The 21,981-nt window shown below is 71.1% G+C and carries 21 protein-coding genes; 10 read left to right on the top strand and 11 right to left on the bottom strand.

Features of this window, described 5'->3' with window-relative positions; all coding sequences use genetic code 11:
• Window positions 1-143: 143 nt before the first annotated feature.
• Genes FK529_RS17815 through FK529_RS17805 form a run of 3 tightly spaced genes read left to right on the top strand, consistent with a single transcriptional unit; the run spans window position 144 to window position 2,840 of the window.
• Window positions 144-503 carry a bifunctional 3-phenylpropionate/cinnamic acid dioxygenase ferredoxin subunit gene (locus tag FK529_RS17815; RefSeq protein ID WP_146563734.1) on the top strand — a complete coding sequence of 120 codons (360 nt, stop codon included), beginning with the start codon at window positions 144-146 and terminating at the stop codon, window positions 501-503.
• Window positions 500-1,663 (top strand): NAD(P)/FAD-dependent oxidoreductase, encoded by a 1,164-nt coding sequence (locus FK529_RS17810; RefSeq protein WP_146563732.1) that lies wholly within the window; start codon window positions 500-502, stop codon window positions 1,661-1,663. The genes FK529_RS17815 and FK529_RS17810 overlap by 4 nt, the downstream gene beginning before the upstream one ends.
• 55 nt (window positions 1,664-1,718) lie before the next feature.
• Entirely contained in the window at window positions 1,719-2,840 is a 1,122-nt protein-coding gene (locus tag FK529_RS17805) for an aromatic ring-hydroxylating oxygenase subunit alpha (protein WP_146563730.1), read from the top strand.
• 13 nt (window positions 2,841-2,853) lie between these two features.
• On the opposite strand, the gene FK529_RS17800 is transcribed toward FK529_RS17805, so the two are convergent.
• The 5 genes from FK529_RS17800 to FK529_RS17780 form a co-directional block, all read right to left on the bottom strand.
• On the bottom strand, window positions 2,854-3,654 hold the full coding sequence (locus tag FK529_RS17800) for an IclR family transcriptional regulator (protein WP_146563728.1): 801 nt from the start codon (window positions 3,652-3,654) through the stop codon (window positions 2,854-2,856).
• 70 nt (window positions 3,655-3,724) lie between these two features.
• Window positions 3,725-5,128 (bottom strand): L-serine ammonia-lyase, encoded by a 1,404-nt coding sequence (locus FK529_RS17795; RefSeq protein ID WP_146563726.1) that lies wholly within the window; start codon window positions 5,126-5,128, stop codon window positions 3,725-3,727.
• A gap of 3 nt (window positions 5,129-5,131) precedes the next feature.
• A complete protein-coding gene (gene glyA / locus FK529_RS17790) occupies window positions 5,132-6,403 on the bottom strand; it encodes a serine hydroxymethyltransferase (protein ID WP_146563724.1) in 1,272 nt (423 codons plus the stop codon).
• 73 nt (window positions 6,404-6,476) lie between these two features.
• Window positions 6,477-7,343 carry a formyltetrahydrofolate deformylase gene (purU, locus tag FK529_RS17785; protein ID WP_231703163.1) on the bottom strand — a complete coding sequence of 289 codons (867 nt, stop codon included), beginning with the start codon at window positions 7,341-7,343 and terminating at the stop codon, window positions 6,477-6,479.
• 140 nt (window positions 7,344-7,483) lie between these two features.
• Window positions 7,484-9,088: an FCD domain-containing protein gene (locus FK529_RS17780; protein ID WP_146563722.1), complete on the bottom strand. Its 1,605-nt coding sequence runs from the start codon at window positions 9,086-9,088 to the stop codon at window positions 7,484-7,486.
• Window positions 9,089-9,251: 163 nt separating this feature from the next.
• Here FK529_RS17780 and FK529_RS17775 point away from each other — a divergent pair, with 163 nt between their 5' ends.
• Window positions 9,252-11,303: an oxidoreductase gene (locus FK529_RS17775; protein ID WP_146563720.1), complete on the top strand. Its 2,052-nt coding sequence runs from the start codon at window positions 9,252-9,254 to the stop codon at window positions 11,301-11,303.
• 92 nt (window positions 11,304-11,395) lie between these two features.
• On the opposite strand, the gene FK529_RS17770 is transcribed toward FK529_RS17775, so the two are convergent.
• From FK529_RS17770 to FK529_RS17745, 6 genes are read right to left on the bottom strand one after another with little or no spacing between them, the layout of a single operon-like run.
• Window positions 11,396-12,028: an MBL fold metallo-hydrolase gene (locus tag FK529_RS17770; RefSeq protein WP_146563718.1), complete on the bottom strand. Its 633-nt coding sequence runs from the start codon at window positions 12,026-12,028 to the stop codon at window positions 11,396-11,398.
• Window positions 12,025-13,110 carry an S-(hydroxymethyl)mycothiol dehydrogenase gene (locus FK529_RS17765; RefSeq protein ID WP_146563716.1) on the bottom strand — a complete coding sequence of 362 codons (1,086 nt, stop codon included), beginning with the start codon at window positions 13,108-13,110 and terminating at the stop codon, window positions 12,025-12,027. Before FK529_RS17765 ends, FK529_RS17770 begins: the two co-directional genes overlap by 4 nt.
• Window positions 13,111-13,153: 43 nt before the next feature.
• A complete protein-coding gene (locus FK529_RS17760) occupies window positions 13,154-13,744 on the bottom strand; it encodes a sarcosine oxidase subunit gamma (protein ID WP_146563713.1) in 591 nt (196 codons plus the stop codon).
• On the bottom strand, window positions 13,734-16,562 hold the full coding sequence (locus FK529_RS17755) for an FAD-dependent oxidoreductase (protein WP_146563711.1): 2,829 nt from the start codon (window positions 16,560-16,562) through the stop codon (window positions 13,734-13,736). Before FK529_RS17755 ends, FK529_RS17760 begins: the two co-directional genes overlap by 11 nt.
• Window positions 16,559-16,846 carry a sarcosine oxidase subunit delta gene (locus tag FK529_RS17750; protein ID WP_146563709.1) on the bottom strand — a complete coding sequence of 96 codons (288 nt, stop codon included), beginning with the start codon at window positions 16,844-16,846 and terminating at the stop codon, window positions 16,559-16,561. The genes FK529_RS17755 and FK529_RS17750 overlap by 4 nt, the downstream gene beginning before the upstream one ends.
• Before the next feature lie 27 nt (window positions 16,847-16,873).
• The gene (locus tag FK529_RS17745; protein ID WP_146563707.1) at window positions 16,874-18,106 is read right to left on the bottom strand and encodes a sarcosine oxidase subunit beta family protein; all 1,233 of its coding nucleotides are present in this window, start codon (window positions 18,104-18,106) and stop codon (window positions 16,874-16,876) included.
• 166 nt (window positions 18,107-18,272) lie between these two features.
• Here FK529_RS17745 and FK529_RS17740 point away from each other — a divergent pair, with 166 nt between their 5' ends.
• The 6 genes from FK529_RS17740 to FK529_RS17715 form a co-directional block, all read left to right on the top strand.
• On the top strand, window positions 18,273-18,953 hold the full coding sequence (locus FK529_RS17740) for a GntR family transcriptional regulator (protein WP_146563705.1): 681 nt from the start codon (window positions 18,273-18,275) through the stop codon (window positions 18,951-18,953).
• A gap of 326 nt (window positions 18,954-19,279) precedes the next feature.
• Window positions 19,280-19,594, top strand: a complete 315-nt coding sequence (gene mihF / locus FK529_RS17735; RefSeq protein WP_068520860.1) for an integration host factor, actinobacterial type — start codon at window positions 19,280-19,282, stop codon at window positions 19,592-19,594.
• Between the two features lie 6 nt (window positions 19,595-19,600).
• On the top strand, window positions 19,601-20,197 hold the full coding sequence (gmk, locus tag FK529_RS17730; RefSeq protein WP_146563703.1) for a guanylate kinase: 597 nt from the start codon (window positions 19,601-19,603) through the stop codon (window positions 20,195-20,197).
• A gap of 69 nt (window positions 20,198-20,266) precedes the next feature.
• Complete coding sequence (gene rpoZ, locus FK529_RS17725) at window positions 20,267-20,539, top strand: DNA-directed RNA polymerase subunit omega (protein ID WP_231703162.1); 273 nt, start codon at window positions 20,267-20,269, stop codon at window positions 20,537-20,539.
• Between the two features lie 11 nt (window positions 20,540-20,550).
• Window positions 20,551-21,789: a bifunctional phosphopantothenoylcysteine decarboxylase/phosphopantothenate--cysteine ligase CoaBC gene (coaBC, locus tag FK529_RS17720; protein WP_146563699.1), complete on the top strand. Its 1,239-nt coding sequence runs from the start codon at window positions 20,551-20,553 to the stop codon at window positions 21,787-21,789.
• A 38-nt stretch (window positions 21,790-21,827) separates the two neighbouring features.
• Window positions 21,828-21,981: S-adenosylmethionine synthetase N-terminal domain-containing protein (locus FK529_RS17715; RefSeq protein ID WP_231703168.1), on the top strand; the 154-nt coding region annotated here is incomplete at its 3' end.

The following is a 21,981-nucleotide window of genomic DNA, read 5'->3' as shown; positions in this document are numbered from 1 at the left end:
CTCACAAAACCGGACTGGGAAGAAACTTGCCACAATGCGCGCCGTTCGGGTATTGACTCGCGCCAGGATGTGGATCACACTACGAATAGGTGACGCACATGGTGGAACCTGCTTCATATAACGCAACACGAAGGGTCTCGGTCATGATTGAGGTCTGCCAACTCTCCGCGCTTGACCCGGGTGACGCCCGCCGGGTCGAGACCGCCCCCCCGATCGCGATCTTCCGCACCGAGGAGGGGGAGGTCTTCGCGATCGACGACACCTGTAGCCACCAGGACGCCTCGCTCGCCGACGGCTGGCTGGAGGACTGCTGGGTGGAATGTCCGCTGCACGCATCGCGGTTCGACCTGCGCACCGGTCGCGCCGATGCGCCGCCCGCGAAGAAGCCCGTCCGCACCCATCGCGTGGAGATCGTCGACGGCATGATCCGCGTCGAATTGAGCACCGAGGCCCCGAACCTGCCGCCCGGCTCGGCGTCGTGCGTACCCGCGGAGCAGTCATGAGGTCGGTCGCGATCGTCGGCGGCTCGCTGGCCGGACTCTGCGCCGGCCGTGCGCTCCGGGAGCAGGGATTCGACGGTGCGATCACCGTCATCGGTGACGAGGTCCACCGCCCGTACGACCGGCCGCCACTGTCCAAGGACTTCATGCTGGGCACCATCGACTACTCCGACCTCTCGCTGGAGACGGACTCCGAGCCCGACCTACAGTGGGTGCTCGGCAGGCGTGCGGTCCGGCTCGACGCCGGTGCGGCGGAGATCGAACTCGACGACGGCAGCCGGATCGGTGCCGACGGCGTCGTTCTCGCCACCGGAGCCCGGGCCCGGCCCTTCCCCGGCCCGGAGATGGCGGGGGTGCACGTACTCCGCACCCTCGACGATGCCCTCGCTCTCCGCGCCGAGCTGCAGCCCGGTGCCCGGCTCGCGGTCATCGGTGCGGGTTTCATCGGTGCCGAGGTGGCGTCGACGGCGCGCAAGCTCGGCGTCGAGGTCACCGTCATCGAGGCGGCCGAGGTGCCGCTGGCGGGACCGCTCGGTCCGATGCTCGGCGCCGCCCTGTCCCGGGTGCACGGCGACAACCGGGTGACGCTGCACTGCGGCACCGGCGTCGCGGAACTCACGGGTACCGACCGGGTGACCGGAGTGGCGCTGGTGGACGGTCGGCACGTGCCGGCCGACGTCGTGCTCGTCGGCATCGGCGCGATCCCGAACGTGGAGTGGCTGCACGGCGGCCCGGTGGCGGTGGAGAACGGCGTCCGCTGCGACAGCCGCGGCGCGACGTCGGTTCCGCAGGTGGTCGCAGTCGGGGACTGTGCGTCCTGGTACGACCCGTTCCTCTGTCGGCAGCACCGGGTGGAGCACTGGACCGGCGCGATGGAGCGCCCCTCGATCGCCGTCGCCACGCTGCTGGCGGGTGCGGCATCGGGAGTGGGCGCGGCGCCCGCCAAGCCGCCGTACTTCTGGTCTGAGCAGTACGGCAAACGGATCCAATTCGCCGGTTACTCGCACCTTGCGGACGAGGTGACCATCGACCTCGGCGCGATCGACACGCTCGAATTCCTCGCCGTGTATCGGCGAGGTGGCACGCCGGTCGCCGCGCTCGGCGTCAACCAGCCCCGCGAATTCACCAGGGTCCGGCGCACACTCGCCCCCCTGTCCCGCTAACGCCCACCACACCGTCGGTCCCGACCGGGTCCACGCCATCAGATGAGGAGATGAATTGTCCACCACCGCGCTCCCGCCCAGCCTGGTCCCGACCCTCGGCGGTGCCTATTACGTCGATCCGGAGATATTCGCGAAGGAACAGGAGAAGGTCTTCGAGGCCATGTGGGTGTGCGCGGTTCGCGCCGCCGACCTCGAGCGCCCTGGCGCGTTCCGGACCGTGCAGGTCGGACGGGAGTCGGTGATCGTCTCCCGGTCCCGCAAGGGCGAGATCCGGGCGTTCTTCAACGTCTGCCGGCATCGCGGCGCGAAGCTGTGCACCGCCGAGTCGGGGGTGGCGGAACGGAACTTCCAGTGCCCGTACCACGCGTGGACGTACGACCTGGACGGCAAGCTGGTCGCGGCGCCGAACCTGACGAAGATGCCGGACATCGACCGGGTGGAGTACGGATTGCGCCGGATCGCGGTCCGCGAATGGTTGGGCTACGTGTGGGTCTGCCTGGCGGAACAGCCCCCGTCGTTCGAGGCGACGGTGATGCAGGACGTCATCGACCGGCTCGGCGAGCTCGATTCGGTGGATCACTACACGATCGGTGAGCTGGCACCGGGGCGTCGGATCGTCTACGACGTGAAGGCGAACTGGAAGCTCATCATCGAGAACTTCATGGAGTGCTACCACTGTGCCACGATCCATCCCGAGCTGACCGAGGTGCTCCCGGAGTTCGCCGACGGCTACGCCGCGCAGTACTTCGTGGGCCACGGCGCGGAGTTCGGCGAGGGCGTCGAGGGATTCACGATCGACGGTTCCGCGGGACTCGACCGGCTGCCGGCTGTCTCGGAGGAGCAGGACCGCCGGTACTACGCCATCACGGTGCGGCCGCTGGTGTTCATCAACCTGGTGCCCGACCACGTGATCTTCCATCGGATGTTCCCGCTCGCGGCCGACCGCACGATGGTCGAGTGCGATTGGCTGTACCTGCCGGGCGTGGTCGAATCCGGCCGGGATCTGAGCCGTTCGGTGGAGCTGTTCCACCGCGTCAATCAGCAGGACTTCGAGGCGTGCGAGCGGTGTCAGCCGGCCATGAGCTCACGGATGTACAAGGACGGCGGCGTCCTCGTGCCGAGCGAGGCGCACATCGGCGAGTTCCACGCGTGGCTCACCACCGCGCTCGAGGCGTGAGTTCGCCGGCGGTTCAGGCGGATCGGCGGGAGTAGCCCATCCGGTGGCTGATCTGCTCCGCTGCCGCGATGACCATCGGGATCACCTCGTCGATGCGCTCCCGGGAGAAGCGGTACACCGGGCCGGAGGCGCTGATGCCGGCGATCACCGCGCCGGTGTAGTCGCGGATCGGCGCGGCGACGGAGTTGAGCCCCTCCTCGAATTCCTCGAAGGTACGGGCGTAGCCGTCCTGGGCGATGGTCGCCAGCTCGGACCGCAGCAGGGCCGGATCGGTGATGGTGCGCTCCGTGAATCGCTCCAACCCGACCCGGTCGATCAGGTGCTCCGCCTCACCCGGGTCCAGGTGAGCGAGCAGCACCTTACCGCTGGACGTGGCGTGCAGCGGCGTCAGTGATCCGAGCCAGTCGATGGTGCCGACCGTCGACGGGCCGGCCGCCTGGACGAGGTTGACCGAGAAGCCGGATCTCGCGACCGCGACGTTGACGGTCTCGCCGACCTCGGCGGCGAGCGCGTCGCAGATCGGTTGCGCCTGGTGCGTGAGATCCTGGCGGGCCGGTACCGCGGACGCGAGCCGGAGAAGTCCGTGGCTGAGTCGGTACTTGCCGCGGCTGTCGTTCTGCTCCACCAACTCTCGTACTTCGAGAGCGCCGAGCAGCCGGAAGGCCGTCGACTTGTGCACCCCGATCTCCGCCGCGACCTCGCTGACCCCGGCCTCGCCGTCCCGCGCCAGCAGTTCCAGAACGCTGATCGCGCGGTCCACCGCCTGAACCCCCTTCGGGGGCGTCGCATCGAGATCGTTATCGGGGGTCACCATACCCGACACTATAGGGTGCCCTACTTCGGAATCGGACGTCCGCCTTCGCCCGATTCGCGATCGCGCGTGTTCAGCACTCCACCGCGGTGACGGGGACGTTCACCGCCAGGCCGCCGGTCGAGGTCTCCTTGTACTTGCTGCTGAGGTCCAGGCCGGTGAGCCGCATGGTTTCGATCACCTGGTCCAGGCTCACCCGATGGCTGCCGTCGCCCCGCAGCGCCATCCGCGCCGCGTTGATCGCCTTGCCGGCGGAGATCGCGTTGCGCTCGATGCAGGGGATCTGCACCAGACCGCCGATGGGATCACAGGTCAGGCCCAGGCTGTGCTCCATCGCGATCTCGGCGGCGTTCTCCACCTGCGGGGGAGTGCCGCCGAGGATCTCCGCCAAGCCGCCGGCGGCCATCGACGCGGCCGATCCGACCTCGCCCTGACAACCCACCTCGGCGCCGGAGATCGACGCCCGCTCCTTGAACAGCGAGCCGATCGCGCCGGCCGCGAGGAGGAAGCGCACTGCAGCGCCGTCGGGGTCCTCCCGGCCCGCCCGCGTGTAGTGCACCGCGTAGTGCAGTACCGCGGGAATGATCCCGGCCGCGCCGTTCGTCGGCGCGGTCACGATTCGCCCGCCGGAGGCGTTCTCCTCGTTCACCGCCAGCGCGATCAGATTCACCCAGTCCTCGGCGAACTCGGGGGACCGGTGGGGATCCTCCTTGCTGAGACGCTCGAACCACTCGGGCGCGCGGCGCTTGACGCCCAGGGCGCCGGGCAGGTAGCCGCTCTGCTTGATGCCGTGGGCCGCGCACGCCTCCATCACGTCCCGCAGCGCCAGCAGCCGGGTGCGGACCTCCCCCTCGGGGAGCCGCTCCGTCTCGAACGCGAGCATCACGTCCGCGATCGACGTGCCGCGGGCGGATGCCAGCTCGAGCAACTCCGCCGCGGAGCCGAAAGCCGACGACGACGCGCCCGTCTCCGTACCGCCGGCGTCGACCCGGGCTCGGCCGGTCTCGATCTCCTCGGCGGTGAGCACGAAGCCTCCGCCGATCGAGAAGTACGTCCGCTCGTGCAGCACGGCGCCGTCCCCGTCGAGGGCGCGCAGGCGCATCCCGTTCGGGTGGGCGTCGAGCACCGTCCGAGGAAGCAGCTCGAACTCCTGCTCGCGGATCGGAACCTCCCGGCCGGCGAGGACGATCGCGCCCGATTCCCGGATCCGCGCCAGTGCCAGGTCCTTGATCTCGACCTCGAGCGTTTCGGGTTGATGACCGTCGAGGCCGAGCAGGATGGCGGGCTGCGTGCCGTGACCAGCGCCCGTCGCGGCCAGCGATCCGTACAGCGTGACCGCGAACGACGCCGTGCGCGGGACGGTGCCGCGCAGGCCGAGGTCGGCGACGAACCGGGCGGCGGCCCGCATCGGGCCCACCGTGTGCGAGCTCGACGGGCCGATGCCCACCGAGAACAGATCGAGAACGCTGATCGTCATCGGCTACAGCCCCGGGTACAGCGGGAACCGGTCGGCGAGCGCCTCGACGCGGGCGGCGAGGTCGCTGGTGTCGGCGCCCTCGGCCGCGATCAGTGCGAGCGCGATGATGTCCGCCACCTCCGCGAATTCCTCGGCGCCGAAGCCGCGGGCGGCCAGCGCCGGCGTGCCGATCCGCAGGCCGGAGGAGACCATCGGCGGGCGCGGGTCGAACGGCACGGCGTTGCGGTTGACGGTGATGCCGACCGCCGCGAGCCGGTCCTCGCCCTGCTGGCCGTTGATCGCGGCGTCCCGCAGGTCCACGAGCACCAGGTGCACGTCCGTGCCGCCGGTGAGGACGGTGATCCCGGCGGCCGCGACGTCGGCGCGGCCGAGGCGGTCGGCGAGGATCGCGGCACCGTCGAGGACTCGCTGCTGGCGCTCCGCGAACTCGGGCCGGGCGGCCATGCCCATCGCGACCGCCTTCGCTGCGATCACGTGCTCCAGCGGGCCGCCCTGCTGGCCGGGGAAGACGGCGGAGTTGATCTTCTTCGCGATCGCCGCATCGTTGGTCATGATCAGTCCGCCGCGCGGCCCACCGAGGGTCTTGTGCGTGGTGGTGGTCGTGACGTCGGCGTAGGGCACCGGCGACGGGTGCAGACCGGCGGCCACCAGTCCGGCGAAGTGCGCCATGTCCACCATCAGGTAGGCACCCACCTCGTCGGCGATCTGCCGGAAGCGCTCGAAGTCGAGGTGCCGCGGGTACGCCGACCAGCCTGCGATGATCAGCTTCGGTCGGTGCTCGCGGGCCGCCTCGGCGACGGCGTCCATGTCGATACGGAAGTCCTCCTCGGAGACGCCGTACGCGGCCACGGTGTACAGCCGGCCCGAGAAGTTCAGTCGCATGCCGTGCGTGAGGTGTCCGCCGGCGTCCAGCGAGAGGCCGAGGATCGTGTCACCCGGCGTGATCAGCGCGTGCATCGCGGCGGCGTTGGCCTGGGCGCCCGAGTGCGGCTGCACGTTCGCGAAGCCCGCGCCGAACAGCTCTTTGACGCGATCGATGGTCAGCTGCTCCAGCACGTCGACGTGCTCGCAACCGCCGTAGTAGCGGCGTCCGGGGTAGCCCTCCGCGTACTTGTTGGTGAGCACGCTGCCCTGCGCCTGCATCACCGCGAGCGGCGCGTGGTTCTCCGAGGCGATCATCTCGAGGCCGCGCCGCTGGCGGCCCAGCTCGAGGCCGATGAGTTCGGCGACCCGGGGGTCGTAGTTCGCGAGATCCTGGTCGAGGGTGCTGGTCACGGAGGCTCCTGATGGGTCGGTGAGGTTGCGGGCGATGAGCTGTTGGTGGGGGGGCGAGGGTCGGTGGGGCCGCTCAGGTGAAGACGACGGTGCCGTGGCCGCCCAGCAGGACCCGCTGCTCGCAGTGCCAGCGCACGGCGCGCGAGAGCACCATCGCCTCGGCGTCGCGGCCGGCGGTGGCGAGCCGGTCCGGTGTGTACGAGTGGTCGATCCGCAGGACCTCCTGCTCGATGATCGGACCCTCGTCGAGGTCGGGGGTCACGTAGTGCGCGGTGGCGCCGATCAGCTTGACCCCGCGGTCGAAGGCCTGGTGGTACGGCTTGGCGCCCTTGAATCCGGGCAGGAAGGAGTGATGGATGTTGATGGCGCGGCCGGCGAGCGCGGCGCAGGCGTCGTCGGAGAGCACCTGCATGTAGCGCGCCAGCACCACGAGGTCGGCGGAGTACTCGTCGATCAGGGCGAAGAGCCGGGCCTCGGCCTCGGGCTTGGTCGTCGCGCTCACCGGCACGTGCACGTACGGCAGTCCCGCCGCCTCGGCCATCGGCCGCAGGTCCTCGTGATTGGACACCACCGCCACCAACTCGCCACCCAGGTTCCCGGCCCGCCAGCGGTAGATCAGGTCGTTGAGGCAGTGGCTGAGCCGGGAGACCATCACCAGGATCCGCGGAGAGCGGGAGTCGGTGATGCGGAAGTCCATGCCGTAGTCGTCCGCGATCGGGGCGAACGCGGCGGCGAGCGCCTCCGCCGTCGTCGCGCCTTCGGAGAGGAACGCCGTCCGGAGGTACAGGCTGGCGCCGGGCAGGTCGTCGAACTGCTGGTGCTCGGTGATGTCGCAGCCGTGGGTCAGCAGGAAGGTGGTGACGGCGTGCACGATTCCCGGACGTTCGGCGCACCGCAGAGTGAGGGTGAACGCCTGCGCGGTTCGGGAGCTGGGGATCACGGTGAACTTCCTGCCGTCCGGACTTGTCGCAGCTGCCGAGACGGCTGGCCGCTCACTGAACTCAAAGTGATATATCAGTGATGATGCCAGGCTAGGGGTGACGGATCGCGAGGTCAAGGGGTGCGTGCGGATTCCTCGAATCAGCCGCGGGGCGGCGGGGGGAGCTGGGCCAGCATGTACCGCACGCAGTTGTCGACCTTGGTGCGCCACGCGTCCACGGCCCGATCCGGATCCCCCTCGCGAATCGCGTCGATGATCCGCTGGTCGTCGGCGACGATCTCGTCGGTGGGGTACCGGTAGTCCAGCCCCAGGGCGGCGATGAACAGCCGCACCTGCGCGGTGAGCGCGGCGAACATCCAGCTGATCCGAGGCATCCCGGATGCCAGCGCGATCTCGTCCTGCAGGTCCATGTCCAGCGCGTACGCCTCCGCGGGCCGGTGGTCCCGGGCGCACCGCACGATCCGGGCCAGCAGCACGTCCACCCGATCGGGCGGCGCCGTCCGCGCCGACGCCATGCGTCGCACCACCGCGGTCCCGAGCAGTCCGCGCGCCGTGTAGGTCTCGATGACGTCCCGCGGCGCGGGCGCGGGGAGGCGGAAACGCCCGTCGACGCGGTCCAGGATCGCCTGCTCCGCGAGATACGTCATGACCTCCGCCGCGCGGTGCCGGCTCAGGCCCGCCTGCTCCGACGTCCGGCGCACCGAGACCGGTTCTCCAGGGCTCAACGACCCCGCCGCGAGGGCTGAGCACAGCGCCGCGACCGTCGCCGAGATGTCGTGGACGGAGGCGCGCAGCGGCGCGGCGGCGGGGGGCGGCACCGGCGGAGCGTGGGCCGGCGGCGGTGCGAACGGGGCCGGTTCCGCCAGGTCCCGGGCCCACTGGAACTCCCAGGGATCACCGCTCGCCGCGGCCGCGCGGATCCTGGACCGCACCTCGCGCAACTCCCGCAGCTGAGCCGGCGTTATCAGCGCCGCCAGCGGATGCAGTTGGGCGAGCCAGGCTGCGCCGGGCCGGGAGAGGAGGGTCACCGTCGGATGGCGCGCGGCCCAGGCGTCCGCGGCGGCATCCAGGGGCACGTCCACGACCAGGGTCATGGGGGTGTGCAGGTCCACGTGCCGCTCGGCGCGGCGGAGCAGCGCCGCGGGAGTCCCGGCCGCCGGGGCTGGAGGCGCCTCGTCGGCCACCGGCCGGCGGGAGAGCGCGGCGCACAGCACGGTCTCCACGGCCTCCGTCGCGACGGCGGACGGCGCCGCCGCGCCCTCCCTGCGATAGCCCAGCGCGCACCCCGCCGGACCGATGTCGACGTAGGTCACCAGCAGCCCGACGTCCGTCCCGGGTTCGGCGACCGGGAACCGTCGCCGCCGGATCCGGCTCACCGTCGCCTGGCTCACCCCGGTCGCCTCGGCGATCGCCCGGGTCGTCCATGTGGCCCGGCCCGCAGGCGGCGGCGCGAGCACCCGGGTGAGTACGGCGCGCAGGTCCGCGGTGGTCACCGTCGGGCGGCCGCGGGACGGCCGGACCTCGAGGAGGGCTTCGATCCCCGACTCCCGGTACGTGCGCCACCACCGATTCGCCGAGGTGGCACTGACCGAGGCCCGCCTCGCGGCCTCCGTCACGCCCACCTCGGCGCAGTCCAGGACCACCCGGGCACGGACGCCCGCACCGTGCGTGACCTGGCGGGACCGGGCAACTCGACGGAGCGCCTCCCGGTCCTGCGGAGGCAGCGGCACCGCTCGCTCAGACATCGTCGAAGGCCGTCACTTCCTGTGAATCGCACCGGATCGGTCAGGCCGCTCATCGTAGCCGAGAGTGATGCGCATAACCCATTGTTGGTGAACGGTGCGCCCGCGGCCCGGGCCGCGCCGGAACCGATGCCACGCGCACCGCGGCGAAAGGAGTCCGTCCACCATGAGTGACCCGCTGTTCACCCCGTTCACCCTGAAGAACCTGGTGCTGCGAAACCGGATCGTGAGCACCTCGCACGAGCCCGCGTACAGCGAGGACGGCCTGCCCAAGGACCGCTACCGCGCCTATCACCGGGAGAAGGCCCGCGGCGGTGTCGCACTGTCCATGATCGGCGGTAGCGCCCTGGTCAGCCCGGATTCGATGCCACCGTTCGGCAACCTGCAGCTGTGGCGCGACGAGGCGGTGCCGCTGCTGCGGTCGCTCGCCGACGACGTGCACGAGCAGGGCGCTGCGGTGATGACCCAGCTCACCCACATGGGCCACCGCACCGACAATTACACCCACGACTGGATTCCCGCGCTGTCCGCCTCGGGCACCCGCGAGCCCGCGCACCGCGCCTTCTCCCGCGTCGCCGATGCCCGCGACCTGCAGCGGATCGCGCGCGACTTCGCGGACACGGCCGCGCGCTGCCGTGCGGGGGGACTCGACGGGGTGGAGATCTCCGCGTACACCGGCCACCTGCTCGACAGCTTTCTCTCGCCGCGGCACAACCGCCGCACCGACGAGTACGGCGGCTCCCTGGAGAACCGGATGCGGTTCCCGCTGGAGGTGATCCGCGCGGTGCGGGCGGCGGTCGGCGAGGAGTTCATCGTGGGTGTCCGGATGTCCTTCGACGAGCTGCTGCCCGACGACTCCGGCATGGTGGAGGCGGACGCGCTCGCCGTCGCCGCGGCGATGACCGAGGCCGGGGTGGACTTCTTCTCCGTCAACCGCGGCAATGCCGACACCGACTACCAGCTCGCCAAGGTGATTCCGCCGATGTTCACCCCGGCGAGTCCGCACCTGGAGTTCGCCGGGAGAATCCGCCGGCAACTGTCCGTGCCGGTGATGCACTCGTCCCGGATCGCCGACGTCGCGACCGCCCGGTACGCGATCACGGAGGGACTGCTCGACATGGTCGGCATGGTGCGCGCCCTGATGGCGGATCCCGACCTGCCGAACAAGACCCGCGACGGCCACGCCGACCGGATCCGGCCGTGCGTGGGCGCCAGTATGTGCATCGACGGCATCTACACCAACGGCTCCGCGCTGTGCATCCACAACCCGGCCACCGGCCGGGAGACGCAGCTGCCCCAGCGGATCACCCCTGTCGCAGCGGAGCGGGCCGGGCGGGCCGCGGTGATCGGCGGCGGCCCCGCCGGCTTGGAGGCCGCGCGCGTGCTGGCCGAGCGCGGGCACGCGGTGGACCTGTACGAGGCGGCCGACCGGTTCGGGGGACAGGTGGCCCTGGCCGCGATCTCGGAGCGCCGCCGCGATCTGATCGGCATCGTCGACTGGCGGGTCGCCGAGTGCAAGCGGCTGGGGGTGACGCTGCACCGCAACCATTACGTGGACGCGGACGAGCTGGAGTCCCTGACCGACGGCGTCGACGTGGTGATCGTGGCCACCGGCGGCGTCCCCGACACGACCCTGGGCATCCCGGGAGACGAGCTGGCCATCGACTCCTGGGACATCATCGCGGGCAGCCGGAAGGTGGGTGGCGACGTCCTGGTCTACGACGACCTCGGCGGCCACCAGGCGATGGACGCGGTGGAGGCGTTGCTGCGGACGGCCGCCACCGTCGAGTACGCGACCCCGGAGCGCAGCGTGGCGCCCGACGTCGGCGCCTCTCCCGCCGGACAGTACTTCGCGCTGATGGCCGACCACGGGGTCCCGACGGGTGTGCTGCACCGCCTGCAGTCCATCGAGCGTCACGACGGCCGGCTGCGGGCCCGCCTGCAGGTCGAGGGCGCCACGGCGGTCACCGAACGGATCGTGGACGCGGTCGTGATCGAGCGGGGCACGGCGCCCGACCCGGAGCTCTACGACGTGCTGCTGCCCGGTTCCGTCAACCTCGGTCAGATCGCGGTGAAGGAACTGCTGGCCCGCGCCCCGCAGCCCGCCGACGCCAACCCCGCCGGGACCTATGCGCTGTACCGGATCGGCGACGCGGTGGCCAGCCGGAACATCCACGCGGCGATCTTCGACGCGTATCGCCTCTGCAGCGCCATCTGACCATCGCCGCCGGCGGCACTTTCCGGCCGCCGAAACGGCCCCGGCTTCCGAGGAAGCCGGGGCCGATGCGTGGGACGCCCGCGGGCGGTCGGTCAGGAGCCGCGGGCGATCCAGTCACCCAGTTGCGGCGCCTCGGCGCCGATCGTGGTCCCCTCGCCGTGCCCGGTGCGCACCGTCGTCTCCGGGGGCAGGGTCAGCAGCCGGTCCCGGATGGAGTCGATGATGGTGGGGAAATCGGAGAAGGAACGCCCGGTGGCGCCCGGTCCGCCGTGGAAGAGGGTGTCGCCCGAACACAGGGTGCCCAGCGCGGCGACGTACAGGCACACGGAGCCGGGGCTGTGCCCGGGCGTGTGCAGGACCAGGACCTCGGCGTCGCCGACGGGGATGCGGTCACCGTCGGCGAGCGGGGTGAACGCGGCGTCCGGGTGGGTCATGCGCAGGAGCATCTCGTCGTCCGGGTGCAGCAGCAGGGGAGCGCCGAACCGCTCGGCGAGCTGCGGCGCCACCGTGACGTGATCGTTGTGACCGTGGGTGCACACGATGCCCACCACGCGCCGGTCGCCGACCGCCGCGGCGATCGGCTCCGCCTCGTGCGCGGCGTCGACGATGAGCACCTCGGCATCGTCGCCGATCAGCCAGATGTTGTTGCTGACCTCCCACTCGCCGCCGTCGAGGGCGAAGATCCCGCTGGTCTCGACGTGGTCGATGCGCACGGCCGCGGTCACAGCTCGACCACCGAGCGCAGCACGGTACCGCCGTGCATCGCGTGGAACGCGTCCTCGACCTGGTCGATGGAGATGCGCTCGGTGACGAACTTCTCCAGCGGGAGCCGGCCCTGCAGGTACAGGTCCACCAGCATGGGGAAGTCGCGGCTGGGCAGGCAGTCGCCGTACCAGCTGGACTTGAGGGCGCCGCCGCGGGAGAAGAAGTCGACGAGCGGCATCTCCAGCGTCATGTCCGGCGTGGGGACGCCCACCAGGACGACGGTGCCCGCCAGGTCGCGGGCGTAGAACGCCTGCTTCCAGGTCTCCGGGCGGCCCACGGCGTCGATCACCACGTCGGTGCCGTAGCCGTCGGTGAGCTCCTGGATCGCCTCGACGGTGTCCGCCTGCGACGCGTCGACGGTGTGGGTCGCGCCCAGCTCCACGGCCGCGGCCAGCTTGTTCGGGTCGCGGTCCACGGCGATGATCCGGCGGGCTCCGGCGAGCCGGGCACCCATGATCGCGGCGTCGCCGACGCCGCCGCACCCGATCACCGCCACGGAATCACCGCGGCCGACGTTGCCGGTGTTCACCGCGGCGCCGAGGCCGGCCATGACGCCGCAGCCCAGCAGGCCGACGACCGCCGGATCGGCCGATTCGTCGACGATCGTGCACTGGCCCTCGTGGACCAGGGTCTTGTCGGCGAAGGCACCGATGCCCAGCGCGGGGGTGAGCTCGGTGCCGTCCTCCAGGGTCATTCGCTGCGTGGCGTTGTGGGTGTCGAAACAGTACTGCGGGCGGCCCCGCTTGCAGGCCCGGCACTGGCCGCACACTGCGCGCCAGTTCAGGATCACGAAATCGCCCGGCACGACGGAGGTCACGCCCTCGCCGACGGACTCCACGCGGCCGGCGGCCTCGTGGCCGAGCAGGAACGGGAACTCGTCGTTGATTCCGCCGTCGCGGTAGGTGAGATCGGTGTGGCAGACGCCGCACGAGGCGATGTCCACCACGACCTCGCCCGGCCCGGGGTCGGGAATCACGATCGTGGTGACCTCGACGGGCGCGCCCTTGCTGCGTGCGATGACGCCGCGGACGTTCTGAGGCATGGGGAACTCCTTCGATGGGGTGGTGGTGTCGCGGGTGGGCGGATCAGGCGGTGCGCAGGTCTTCGGCGGCGGCATCGGCGAGCCAGTCGACGAGGTACCGGCAGAAGGTCGACCGCACCAGAACGGTGACGTCGTCTCCGGCCCGCTCCCCGTCGCCGGGCGGGTTCGCCATCACGACCACGGTGGCGAGCGCCAGGTTGGTCTGCACGGCGCTCACGACGCCCGGCCCCGCGCCGTCGACGGCGCCGAACCGGCTCGGATGCAGGTCGATCGCGCAGCCCGCGGCCAGGACATCGCGCGCCCACGGGGCGCGCAGGCGCAGCGCGATCCGCTGGCTCGTGACGTCCACCGCTGCCGCCGCGGCGGTGGTGGCGGCGATGATGTCCTCGGGCGGCACCTCGCGGTCGAGGACCAGCCACTCCTCGGGGCCCATCCACACGACGGTCCGGTTCCCGGCCACCGCGGCGGTGCCCGGCACCGTCGGCAGTGCCACGCCGAGTTCCGCACCGGTGGCGGCCACGGCGTCGGCGCGCGCCCACACCGTCACCATCGCGGCGTACCGCTCCTCCGTGAGGCCGGGGATCAGGGTCGCGGCGCGCGCGCCGAGCGGGCTGATCGGGTTGTCATCCGTCACGGCGGGCTCCCTCGGGGTCGACGAAGACGGTGCCGGTCACCTCGACCGGAACCGGGGTCCCGTCCACGACGGCGTGCACGACGTCGCCGGTGCGGGAGTGGCCGGCACGGACCAGTGCCAGCGCGAACGGTCGGTCCAGCTCCGCGCTGCGGTAGCTGGAGGTCACGTGGCCGAGCATCGGGACCGGCGGCGGAGGCAGCACGCCGCCCTCGACGAACTCGATGATCTGCGCGCCCTCGGGAAGGACGGTGACCCCGTCGCTCGGCAACAGCCCGACGAACTGCTTGCGCTGCGGGTTCGCGTTCTCCTCGCGGGCGAACGATCGCTTGCCCAGGAAGTCGGGCTTCTTCTTCGACACCGCCCAGCTCATGCCCAGGTCCTGCGGGGTGACCGTCCCGTCCGTGTCCTGCCCGATGATCGGGTACCCCTTCTCCGCGCGCAGCACGTGCATGGTCTCCGTGCCGTACGGGGTCAGTCCGAGGTCGGCGCCGGCCGCGATGATCGCGTCCCACACGATCGGCGCGTACCGGCCCTCGACGTTCACTTCGAAGGCCAGCTCACCCGAGAAGCTGACCCGGCCCAGGCGGACCGCGACGCCGGCGATGTGGCCGTCGCGCCCCTGCATGAAGCCGAACGCCTCGTTGCTCAGGTCCACGTCCTGGACCACGCGGCCGAGGAGTTCCCGCGACTTCGGGCCCACCACGGGGTAGGTCTGCCAGTGGTCGGTCACGGAGGTGAGGAAGACGTCCAGATGCGGCCACTCGGTCTGGAGCCATTGCTCCATCCACTCGAGGATGGTGGCGGCGCCGCCGGTGGTCGTGAACGCGATGTAGTGGTCGTCGGCGATCCGCATGACGGTGCCGTCATCGATCACCATCCCGTCGACGCCGCACATCACGCCGTACCGGATGAATCCGGGCTTGAGCGTGCTCATCAGGTTCGTGTACATCATGTCCATGAACCATCCGGAGTCCGCGCCGCGCACGTCGATCTTGCCGAGCGTGGAGCCGTCCAGGATGCCGACGCCGCGGCGGACCGCCGCGCATTCGCGCAGCACGGCGGTGTCCATGTCCTCGACCGCGTCGTCCGGGCCGGTCAGCGGGTAGTACCGGGGACGCTTCCACTGCCCGACGTCCTCGAAGACCGCGCCCCGCGCGACGTGCCAGTCGTGCACGGCCGTGGTCCGGACCGGGTCGAACAGGTCGCCGCGGGATCGGCCGGCGAGCGCCGCGAAGGCGACCGGCGTGTACGGCGGGCGGAAGGTGGTGGTGCCGAGGTCCCCGACGGCCACGCCGAGGACCTCCGCGGTGATCCCGGACGCGATCACGCCCGACGTCTTGCCCTGGTCGTGTGCGGTACCGAGAGTGGTGTAGCGCTTGATGTGCTCCATTGAATTCATCCCGGCTCCGATGGCGCGGGTCACCTCGGTCACGGTGACGTCGCGTTGGACGTCGACGAACGACACCGTGGGATCCGCAGCGGCGACCCGCCACAGCACCCGCGACGGCGCGTCCGGTGCGGCACCGTCGAGCGCGGCGGGGACGGTGACCTCGCCGCGCACGGCGGCGGCGCCGGCGCGCAGGCACCCGGCGGTGTCGAAACTGCCGGTCGCCGCGCCGACGACGCTCACGTGCTCGACCGGTTCGGCGGGGACGAACGCGCCGAGCGCGTCGTCGAACCGCAGTCGCCCGCGGACCTGGGAGAACAGGTGCACCGCGGGATTCCACCCACCGCTGACCAGCACCGTGTCGCAGTCCAGGCGCTCGACCGTGTCGTCGGCGGCACCGTCGGCCGCGACGTCGACGCCCGTGACCCGGGTCTCGCCGTGCGCGGCGACCACGACCGTGCCGGCACGCAGGTCGATGCCGCGCTCGGCGCACGCGGCGGCGAGTCGGGCGGGGGCCTGCGGCCGGGCGTCGACGATCGCCGTGATCGCCACGCCCGCGTCCTGCAGGTCGAAGGCGGCGCGGTAGGCGGCGTCGCCGGTGGTGAACACCACCACCCGTTCACCCACCAGCACGCCGTAGCGGTGCAGGAAGTCGCGGGCGCTCGCGGCCAGCATGACGCCGGGACGGTCGTTGCCGGCGAAGACGATCGGTCGCTCGTGCGCGCCGGTCGCGATCACCGTCTCGGCGGCCCGGATCCGCCACACGCGCTGTCGGGCGACGGTGGGGTCGGTGACGCCGAGGTGATCGGTGCGGCGTTCGAGCGCGAGCATGAAGCCGTCGTCGTAGTGGCCGAACGCGGTGGTGCGTTGCAGGTGCGTGACGTCCCGGTAGCCGTCCAGCTCGGCGACGGTCTCGCGGACCCACTCCTGGGCGGCGCCCGCGGGCTCGGCGGCGAGGGAGCCGCCAGGCTGGGGCCGCTCGTCGACCAGCACCACCCGGTCGCCCCGGCGGGCGGCGACGACCGCCGCGGCGAGGCCGGCGGGTCCGGCCCCGACGACCAGGACGTCGCAGTGCAGGTGCCGCGCGTCGTACCGCGCGGGGTCGGGCTCGGTGGCCAGGCGCCCCTGCCCGGGGAGCCCGACGGTGACCAGACCGTCCGTGATCTCGGTGGTCGCCGCGAGCAGCATGGGCTCGGGGAACGGATGCTCGACCTGGATCAGGCCGCCGGAGTCCTCGGCCCAGGCGGCGGAGACGCCGCGGGGCCGCCCGAGCTTGACGCTGCTCGCGACCGCGTGCACACCGTGCGCGAGCAGGGCCGACGCCACGGTGTCGCCGGGATGTCCGGTGTAGACGGTGCCGTCGAAGGTGAACCGCACTTCGCGGTCGCGGTCGATGTGGCCGCCGGACGGGGTGCGGAACCGGGCGCTCATGCGCGGGTCCGCCCGTTCGGGTGGGCGGCGCCGGGCCGGTCGACGCTCTGGAACCGGTAGGTGACGGTGTCGCGGACGGCGGTGAACCAGCGGCGACAGCCCGCCGAGTGGTACCACTGCTCGTCGAGCGCGCCGGCGGGGTTGGCCCGGTAGAAGACGAATTCGGCCCATTCGCGGTCGTCGAGCGCGGCGGGGTCCGCCGGGTAGGCCACGTGGGCCTCGCCGCCGAAGTGGAACTCGACCTCCTCTCGGGGGCCGCACCAGGGGCAGGGTATGAGTTGCATGAGCCGGCCTTTCTCGGCGTGGACTACTTAGTGGGCGACGGCTGCGGCGCCGTGCTCGTCGACGAGCGCGCCGGAGGTGAACCGGTCGAGGGCGAACGGGGCGACGTACGGGTGCGGGGCGCCGTTGGCGACCGTGTCGGCGAAGCACCAGCCGATGCCCGGCGTGGCCTTGAAGCCGCCGGTGCCCCAGCCGCAATTGAGGAAGACGTTCTCGTACGGCGTCCGCCCCACGATGGGCGAGGCGTCGGGGGTGACGTCGACGATGCCCGCCCAGGAGCGCAGGAGGTGGGCGCGAGCGAACACGGGGAACAGTTCCACCGCGGCCGCCATCTGCCGTTCGATGATGTGGAACGCGCCGCGCTGGCCGTACCCGACGTAGGAGTCGACGCCGGCGCCCATCACGAGTTCGCCCTTGTGTGCCTGCGAGACGTAGACGTGCACCGCATTGGACATCACGATGGTCGGGTGAACGGGCTCGAGCAACTCCGAGACCAGGGCCTGCAGGGGGTGACTCTGCACGGGGATGCGGAAGTCCAGCATCCCGGCCAGGACCGCGGAGTGCCCGGCGGCGCACAACGCGATCCGGCCGGCGCCGATGTCGCCGCGGGTGGTGCGCACACCGGTGACCCGGTCACCGTCGGTGGTGAAGCCGGTGACCTCGCAGCCCTGGATGATGTCGATGCCCGCGCGATCGGCGCTGCGGGCCAGGCCCCAGGCCACGTAGTCGTGCTTGGCTATGCCCGCGCGCGCCTGGTAGGTCGCTCCCATGACCGGGTAGCGGATGTCCTGGCTGATGTTGACGATCGGGCAGAGGCGTTGGACGTCCTCGGGGCCGATCCACTCGGCGTCGATGCCGTTGAGCTTGTTGGCCTCCACCCGGCGCACGCTGTCGCGCACGTCCTGCAGCGAGTGCGCGAGGTTGAGCACGCCGCGCTGGCTGAACAGGATCGGGTAGTCGAGTTCCTCCTCGAGTCCCTCCCAGAGTGTGAGCGAGTGATCGTAGATCCGCGCGCTCTCGTCCCACAGGTAGTTGGAGCGGATCAGGGTGGTGTTGCGGGCCATGTTGCCGCCGGCCAGCCACCCCTTCTCCAGGACCGCGACATTGGTGATGCCGTGGTTGCGGGCGAGGTAGTGGGCGGTGGCCAGGCCGTGACCGCCGCCGCCGATGATCACGACGTCGTAGCTCTTGCGTGGCTCGGGATTGCGCCACAGGAAGTCTGGATGATCAGGCAGATGAGCGCCGGGGGGCGATGAGGGCATCGGCTCGACTCCGTGTCGGTAGTGGGGGACAGGTGTCCGAGGCGACGGCGCGAGCCGTCAGGTCGGAGGTTGATATATCAGTCTGACGGTAGCGTAGAGTGTCGAGGTGGAACGGGTCAATGGATTCGCGGAACCGGCCGCGAACGATGCACGCGAGGATCGATGGATGACGGTCGTGAGTATCTCTGATGCGGGGACGGCGGCGACGAACGCGCAGGTCGCCTACGAGCACATCTGCGAGCGATTGATGCTGCTCGACATCGCCCCGGGTGACCCGATCAGTGACGAGCGGCTCGCCGCCGAGCTCGGATTCGGCCGGACCCCCGTGCGCGAGGCGCTCAAGCGCCTCGAGCGGGACCGGCTGGTGGTGGCGTATCCCCGCCGCGGGACGTTCGCCACCGGGGTGGACATCGCCGACCTCAGCCACATCTCGACCATCCGGAAACAGCTCGAACCCTTGGCCGCCGGCTTGGCCGCCGCCAACTCCGGTCCTGAGGACGGGGAGGAGCTCCTCGCCCTCGCCGACGATGTCGAGGGTATCGACCAGGCCTCGTCCCGGCGCGACATCCTCCTGCTCGATGTGCAGCTGCACCGGCGGATCTATCGCGCGAGTGGGAATCCCTTCCTCGAAGACGTCCTGATCTGTCAGGACGCGCACGCCACTCGGATCTGGTGTCTGTTCCTCGATCGCCTGGAGAGCCTGGTCGCGCACGTCCGGGAACATGCGGCGTTGCTCCGAGCGATCGCCGCGGGCGATGTGCAGGCGGCCGAGGCCCGCGCTCTCGAGCACGTGGTGGGGTTCGAGGAGGATGTCCGGCGCGTCCTCCGGGAGTCCGCGGGCGGCTGATCGGTCCACTTCGCCGGGGCGCCGACACGCCCGGGCCCGCCGGGAACCGCAGGTATTTTCGCAGGTCACATGAGTTTCACCCGTCACATGGTGCGGTCGTTCCTGATTCGGTCTTGCCGTTCTGAAAGCATTGCGGGGCAACGGCTCTCGATTGCAACACGCGCCGGGTGCGCGGGCTCGTGCCGCCGGACTTCGCGAGCGCGTACAGCACCGCCAAACCGCAGGTGAGAGGGGGGTGGGGTTCCCATCCCGAGCGAATCGTGGGTACGGTCGCAGGAGTCGCAAGTTCGCGGCAAAGACCTAAGTACATCGAAGACGGAGGAATCGTGGCCCTTCCCCAGTTGACCGACGAGCAGCGCGCCGCTGCTCTGGAGAAGGCAGCTGCCGCTCGTCGTGCACGCGCCGAGCTGAAGAACCGGCTGAAGAGCGGCGGCACCACCCTGCAGCAGGTGCTGAAGGATGCGGAGACCGATGAGGTTCTCGGCAAGATGAAGGTCTCGGCCCTGCTCGAGGCCCTGCCCAAGGTGGGCAAGGTCAAGGCTCAGGAGCTGATGACCGAGCTGGAGATCGCCCCCACCCGCCGCGTGCGGGGTCTGGGCGACCGGCAGCGCAAGGCGCTGCTCGAGAAGTTCTCCGCCTGACACGTAGTGTCCGGAGAAGTTCCCGCGGGCCGGAGGGGCCGACTGGTTGTACTGGTCGGCCCCTCCGCCGTCGGTAAGTCGTCCGTGGTCGGCAAGCTCCGTTCGGAGGTGCCCGACCTGTTCTTCTCGGTGTCCGCCACCACGCGCGATCCGCGCCCCGGCGAGGTGGACGGCCGGGACTACCACTTCGTCGGCGAGCAGGGTTTCGATCGGCTCGTCGCCGACGGTGCCCTCCTCGAGTGGGCGGAGATCCACGGCGGCCTGCAGCGGTCGGGGACGCCGGCGCAGCCCGTCTACGACGCGCTCGAGGCCGGGCGGCCGGTGCTGGTCGAGGTGGATCTCGCCGGCGCGGCCAGCGTGAAGGCGGCGCTGCCGGAGGCCGTCACCGTCTTCCTGAGCCCGCCGAGCTGGGAGGAGTTGGAGCGCCGGTTGCGCGGCCGGGGCACCGAGAGCGCCGCCAAGATCGAGCGCCGGCTCGAGACCGCGCGGGCGGAGATGGCCACGCGCGACGACTACGACGCGGTCGTCGTCAACGACGACTTGGACCGGGCCGTGTCGGATTTGGTATCCTTGCTGGTCGGCGCCGGCGAGCAGCGGGCGTAAACCGGCTGCGTCCAGCGCGTAGACTGGGCGACGAAGCGAGTTCGTAACTTTTTGCAACGTAGGAGACGCGTGAGCACCATCACTGAGACCGTGTACGACCAGCCGCTCGGCATCACCAACCCGCCGATCGACGAGCTGCTCGAGCGCACCTCCTCGAAGTACGCCCTCGTGATCTACGCGGCCAAGCGCGCGCGCCAGATCAACGACTACTACAACAGCCTCTCCGACGGCATCCTCGAGTACGTCGGCCCGCTCGTCGAGCCCGGCCTGCACGAGAAGCCGCTGTCGATCGCCATGCGCGAGATCCACGAGGATCTCCTGGAGCACACCGAGGGCGAGTGAGCTAACTCCCCATGATCATCGTCGGCGTCGGCGGCGGCATCGCCGCCTACAAGGCGTGCGCCCTGGTCCGGCACTTCACTGAGCGCGGGCACGAGGTGCGGGTGATCCCCACCGAGTCCGCGCTCAAGTTCGTCGGCGCAGCCACGTGGGAGGCGCTGTCGGGCAACCCCGTCCAGACGGGGGTCTTCGAGTCGATCCCCGAGGTGCCGCACGTGCGCCTCGGGCAGTCCGCCGACCTCGTGGTGATCGCGCCGGCGACCGCGGACCTCATGGCCCGCGCCGCCCACGGCCGCGCGGACGACCTGCTCACCGGCACACTGCTCACCGCGCGGTGCCCGGTGGTCTTCGCGCCGGCCATGCACACGGAGATGTGGGAGCACCCGGCCACGCGCGCGAACGTCGCGACCCTGCGCGCGCGCGGCGCCGTCGTCCTCGAGCCCGCCTCGGGCCGGCTCACCGGCAAGGACACCGGTGCGGGCCGGCTGCCCGAGCCCGACGAGATCGGCGCCCTCGCCGATGTGCTGCTGGAGCATCCCGGCGCGCTCGACCGCGACCTCGAGGGCCGCACGGTCGTCGTCTCGGCCGGCGGCACCAAGGAGGCGCTCGATCCCGTCCGCTATCTGACGAACCGCAGCTCCGGGAAGCAGGGCTACGCGCTGGCCCGGCTCGCCGCGCAGCGCGGCGCGCGCGTCACCCTGGTCGCCGGCAACACCATCGGCCTCGCCGACCCGTCCGCCGTCGACGTGGTGCGCGTCGCCTCCGCGCTCGACCTGCAGGCCGCGATGGCCGAGCACGCGGTCGACGCCGACCTGGTGATCATGGCCGCCGCGGTCGCCGACTACCGGCCCGCCGAGATTGCCACCACCAAGCTCAAGAAGGGCGCCGACGGTACGAGCGAGGCGCTCGAATCGATCACCATGATCGAAAACCCCGACGTCCTGGCGGGCCTCGTCGCAGCCCGGCGCGACGGTGCCCTGCGCTCCGACGCCGTCATCGTCGGCTTCGCCGCCGAGACCGGGGACGAGTCGGGCTCCGTCCTCGACTACGGGCGGGCCAAGCTGCGTCGCAAGGGCTGCGACCTCCTGGTCCTGAACGCCGTCGGCGACGGCCGTGCCTTCGAGGTCGACGAGAACTCCGGCTGGCTGCTGGGCGCGGACGGCGGCGAGACCGCCCTGCCCCTCGGCTCGAAGTCGGCCATGGCCGCGCGCATACTGGATGCCGCCGTCGCGCGGGTGCGCGCAGCCCGCTAGCCTTTCCAATCGCAAACACCATCGAGAGGACGTCCGAAGTGGTTTCCGGTTCCGCAAGTTCCGCCCACCGCCTGTTCACCAGTGAGTCGGTGACCGAGGGTCATCCGGACAAGATCTGTGATGCGATCTCGGATTCGATTCTGGATGCTCTGCTTGCGGAGGATCCCGGTTCGCGTGTTGCGGTGGAGACTC

The organism is Tsukamurella asaccharolytica (genome assembly GCF_007858435.1).
GTDB classification, from domain to species: Bacteria; Actinomycetota; Actinomycetes; order Mycobacteriales; family Mycobacteriaceae; genus Tsukamurella; species Tsukamurella asaccharolytica.
Note: the sequence above shows the minus strand (reverse complement) of the source record. Positions and strands in the feature narration are given on the sequence as shown.

What these genes read in the sequence shown, in the direction of transcription:
- FK529_RS17815 (WP_146563734.1), top strand. Translation starts at nt 144, where the DNA reads ATGATTGAGGTCTGCCAACTCTCCGCGCTTGACCCGGGTGACGCCCGC.
- FK529_RS17810 (WP_146563732.1), top strand. Translation starts at nt 500, where the DNA reads ATGAGGTCGGTCGCGATCGTCGGCGGCTCGCTGGCCGGACTCTGCGCC.
- FK529_RS17800 (WP_146563728.1), bottom strand. Translation starts at nt 3,654, where the DNA reads ATGGTGACCCCCGATAACGATCTCGATGCGACGCCCCCGAAGGGGGTT.
- FK529_RS17795 (WP_146563726.1), bottom strand. Translation starts at nt 5,128, where the DNA reads ATGACGATCAGCGTTCTCGATCTGTTCTCGGTGGGCATCGGCCCGTCG.
- FK529_RS17780 (WP_146563722.1), bottom strand. Translation starts at nt 9,088, where the DNA reads ATGTCTGAGCGAGCGGTGCCGCTGCCTCCGCAGGACCGGGAGGCGCTC.
- FK529_RS17775 (WP_146563720.1), top strand. Translation starts at nt 9,252, where the DNA reads ATGAGTGACCCGCTGTTCACCCCGTTCACCCTGAAGAACCTGGTGCTG.
- FK529_RS17765 (WP_146563716.1), bottom strand. Translation starts at nt 13,110, where the DNA reads ATGCCTCAGAACGTCCGCGGCGTCATCGCACGCAGCAAGGGCGCGCCC.
- FK529_RS17755 (WP_146563711.1), bottom strand. Translation starts at nt 16,562, where the DNA reads ATGAGCGCCCGGTTCCGCACCCCGTCCGGCGGCCACATCGACCGCGAC.
- FK529_RS17750 (WP_146563709.1), bottom strand. Translation starts at nt 16,846, where the DNA reads ATGCAACTCATACCCTGCCCCTGGTGCGGCCCCCGAGAGGAGGTCGAG.
- FK529_RS17745 (WP_146563707.1), bottom strand. Translation starts at nt 18,106, where the DNA reads ATGCCCTCATCGCCCCCCGGCGCTCATCTGCCTGATCATCCAGACTTC.
- FK529_RS17740 (WP_146563705.1), top strand. Translation starts at nt 18,273, where the DNA reads ATGACGGTCGTGAGTATCTCTGATGCGGGGACGGCGGCGACGAACGCG.
- coaBC (WP_146563699.1), top strand. Translation starts at nt 20,551, where the DNA reads ATGATCATCGTCGGCGTCGGCGGCGGCATCGCCGCCTACAAGGCGTGC.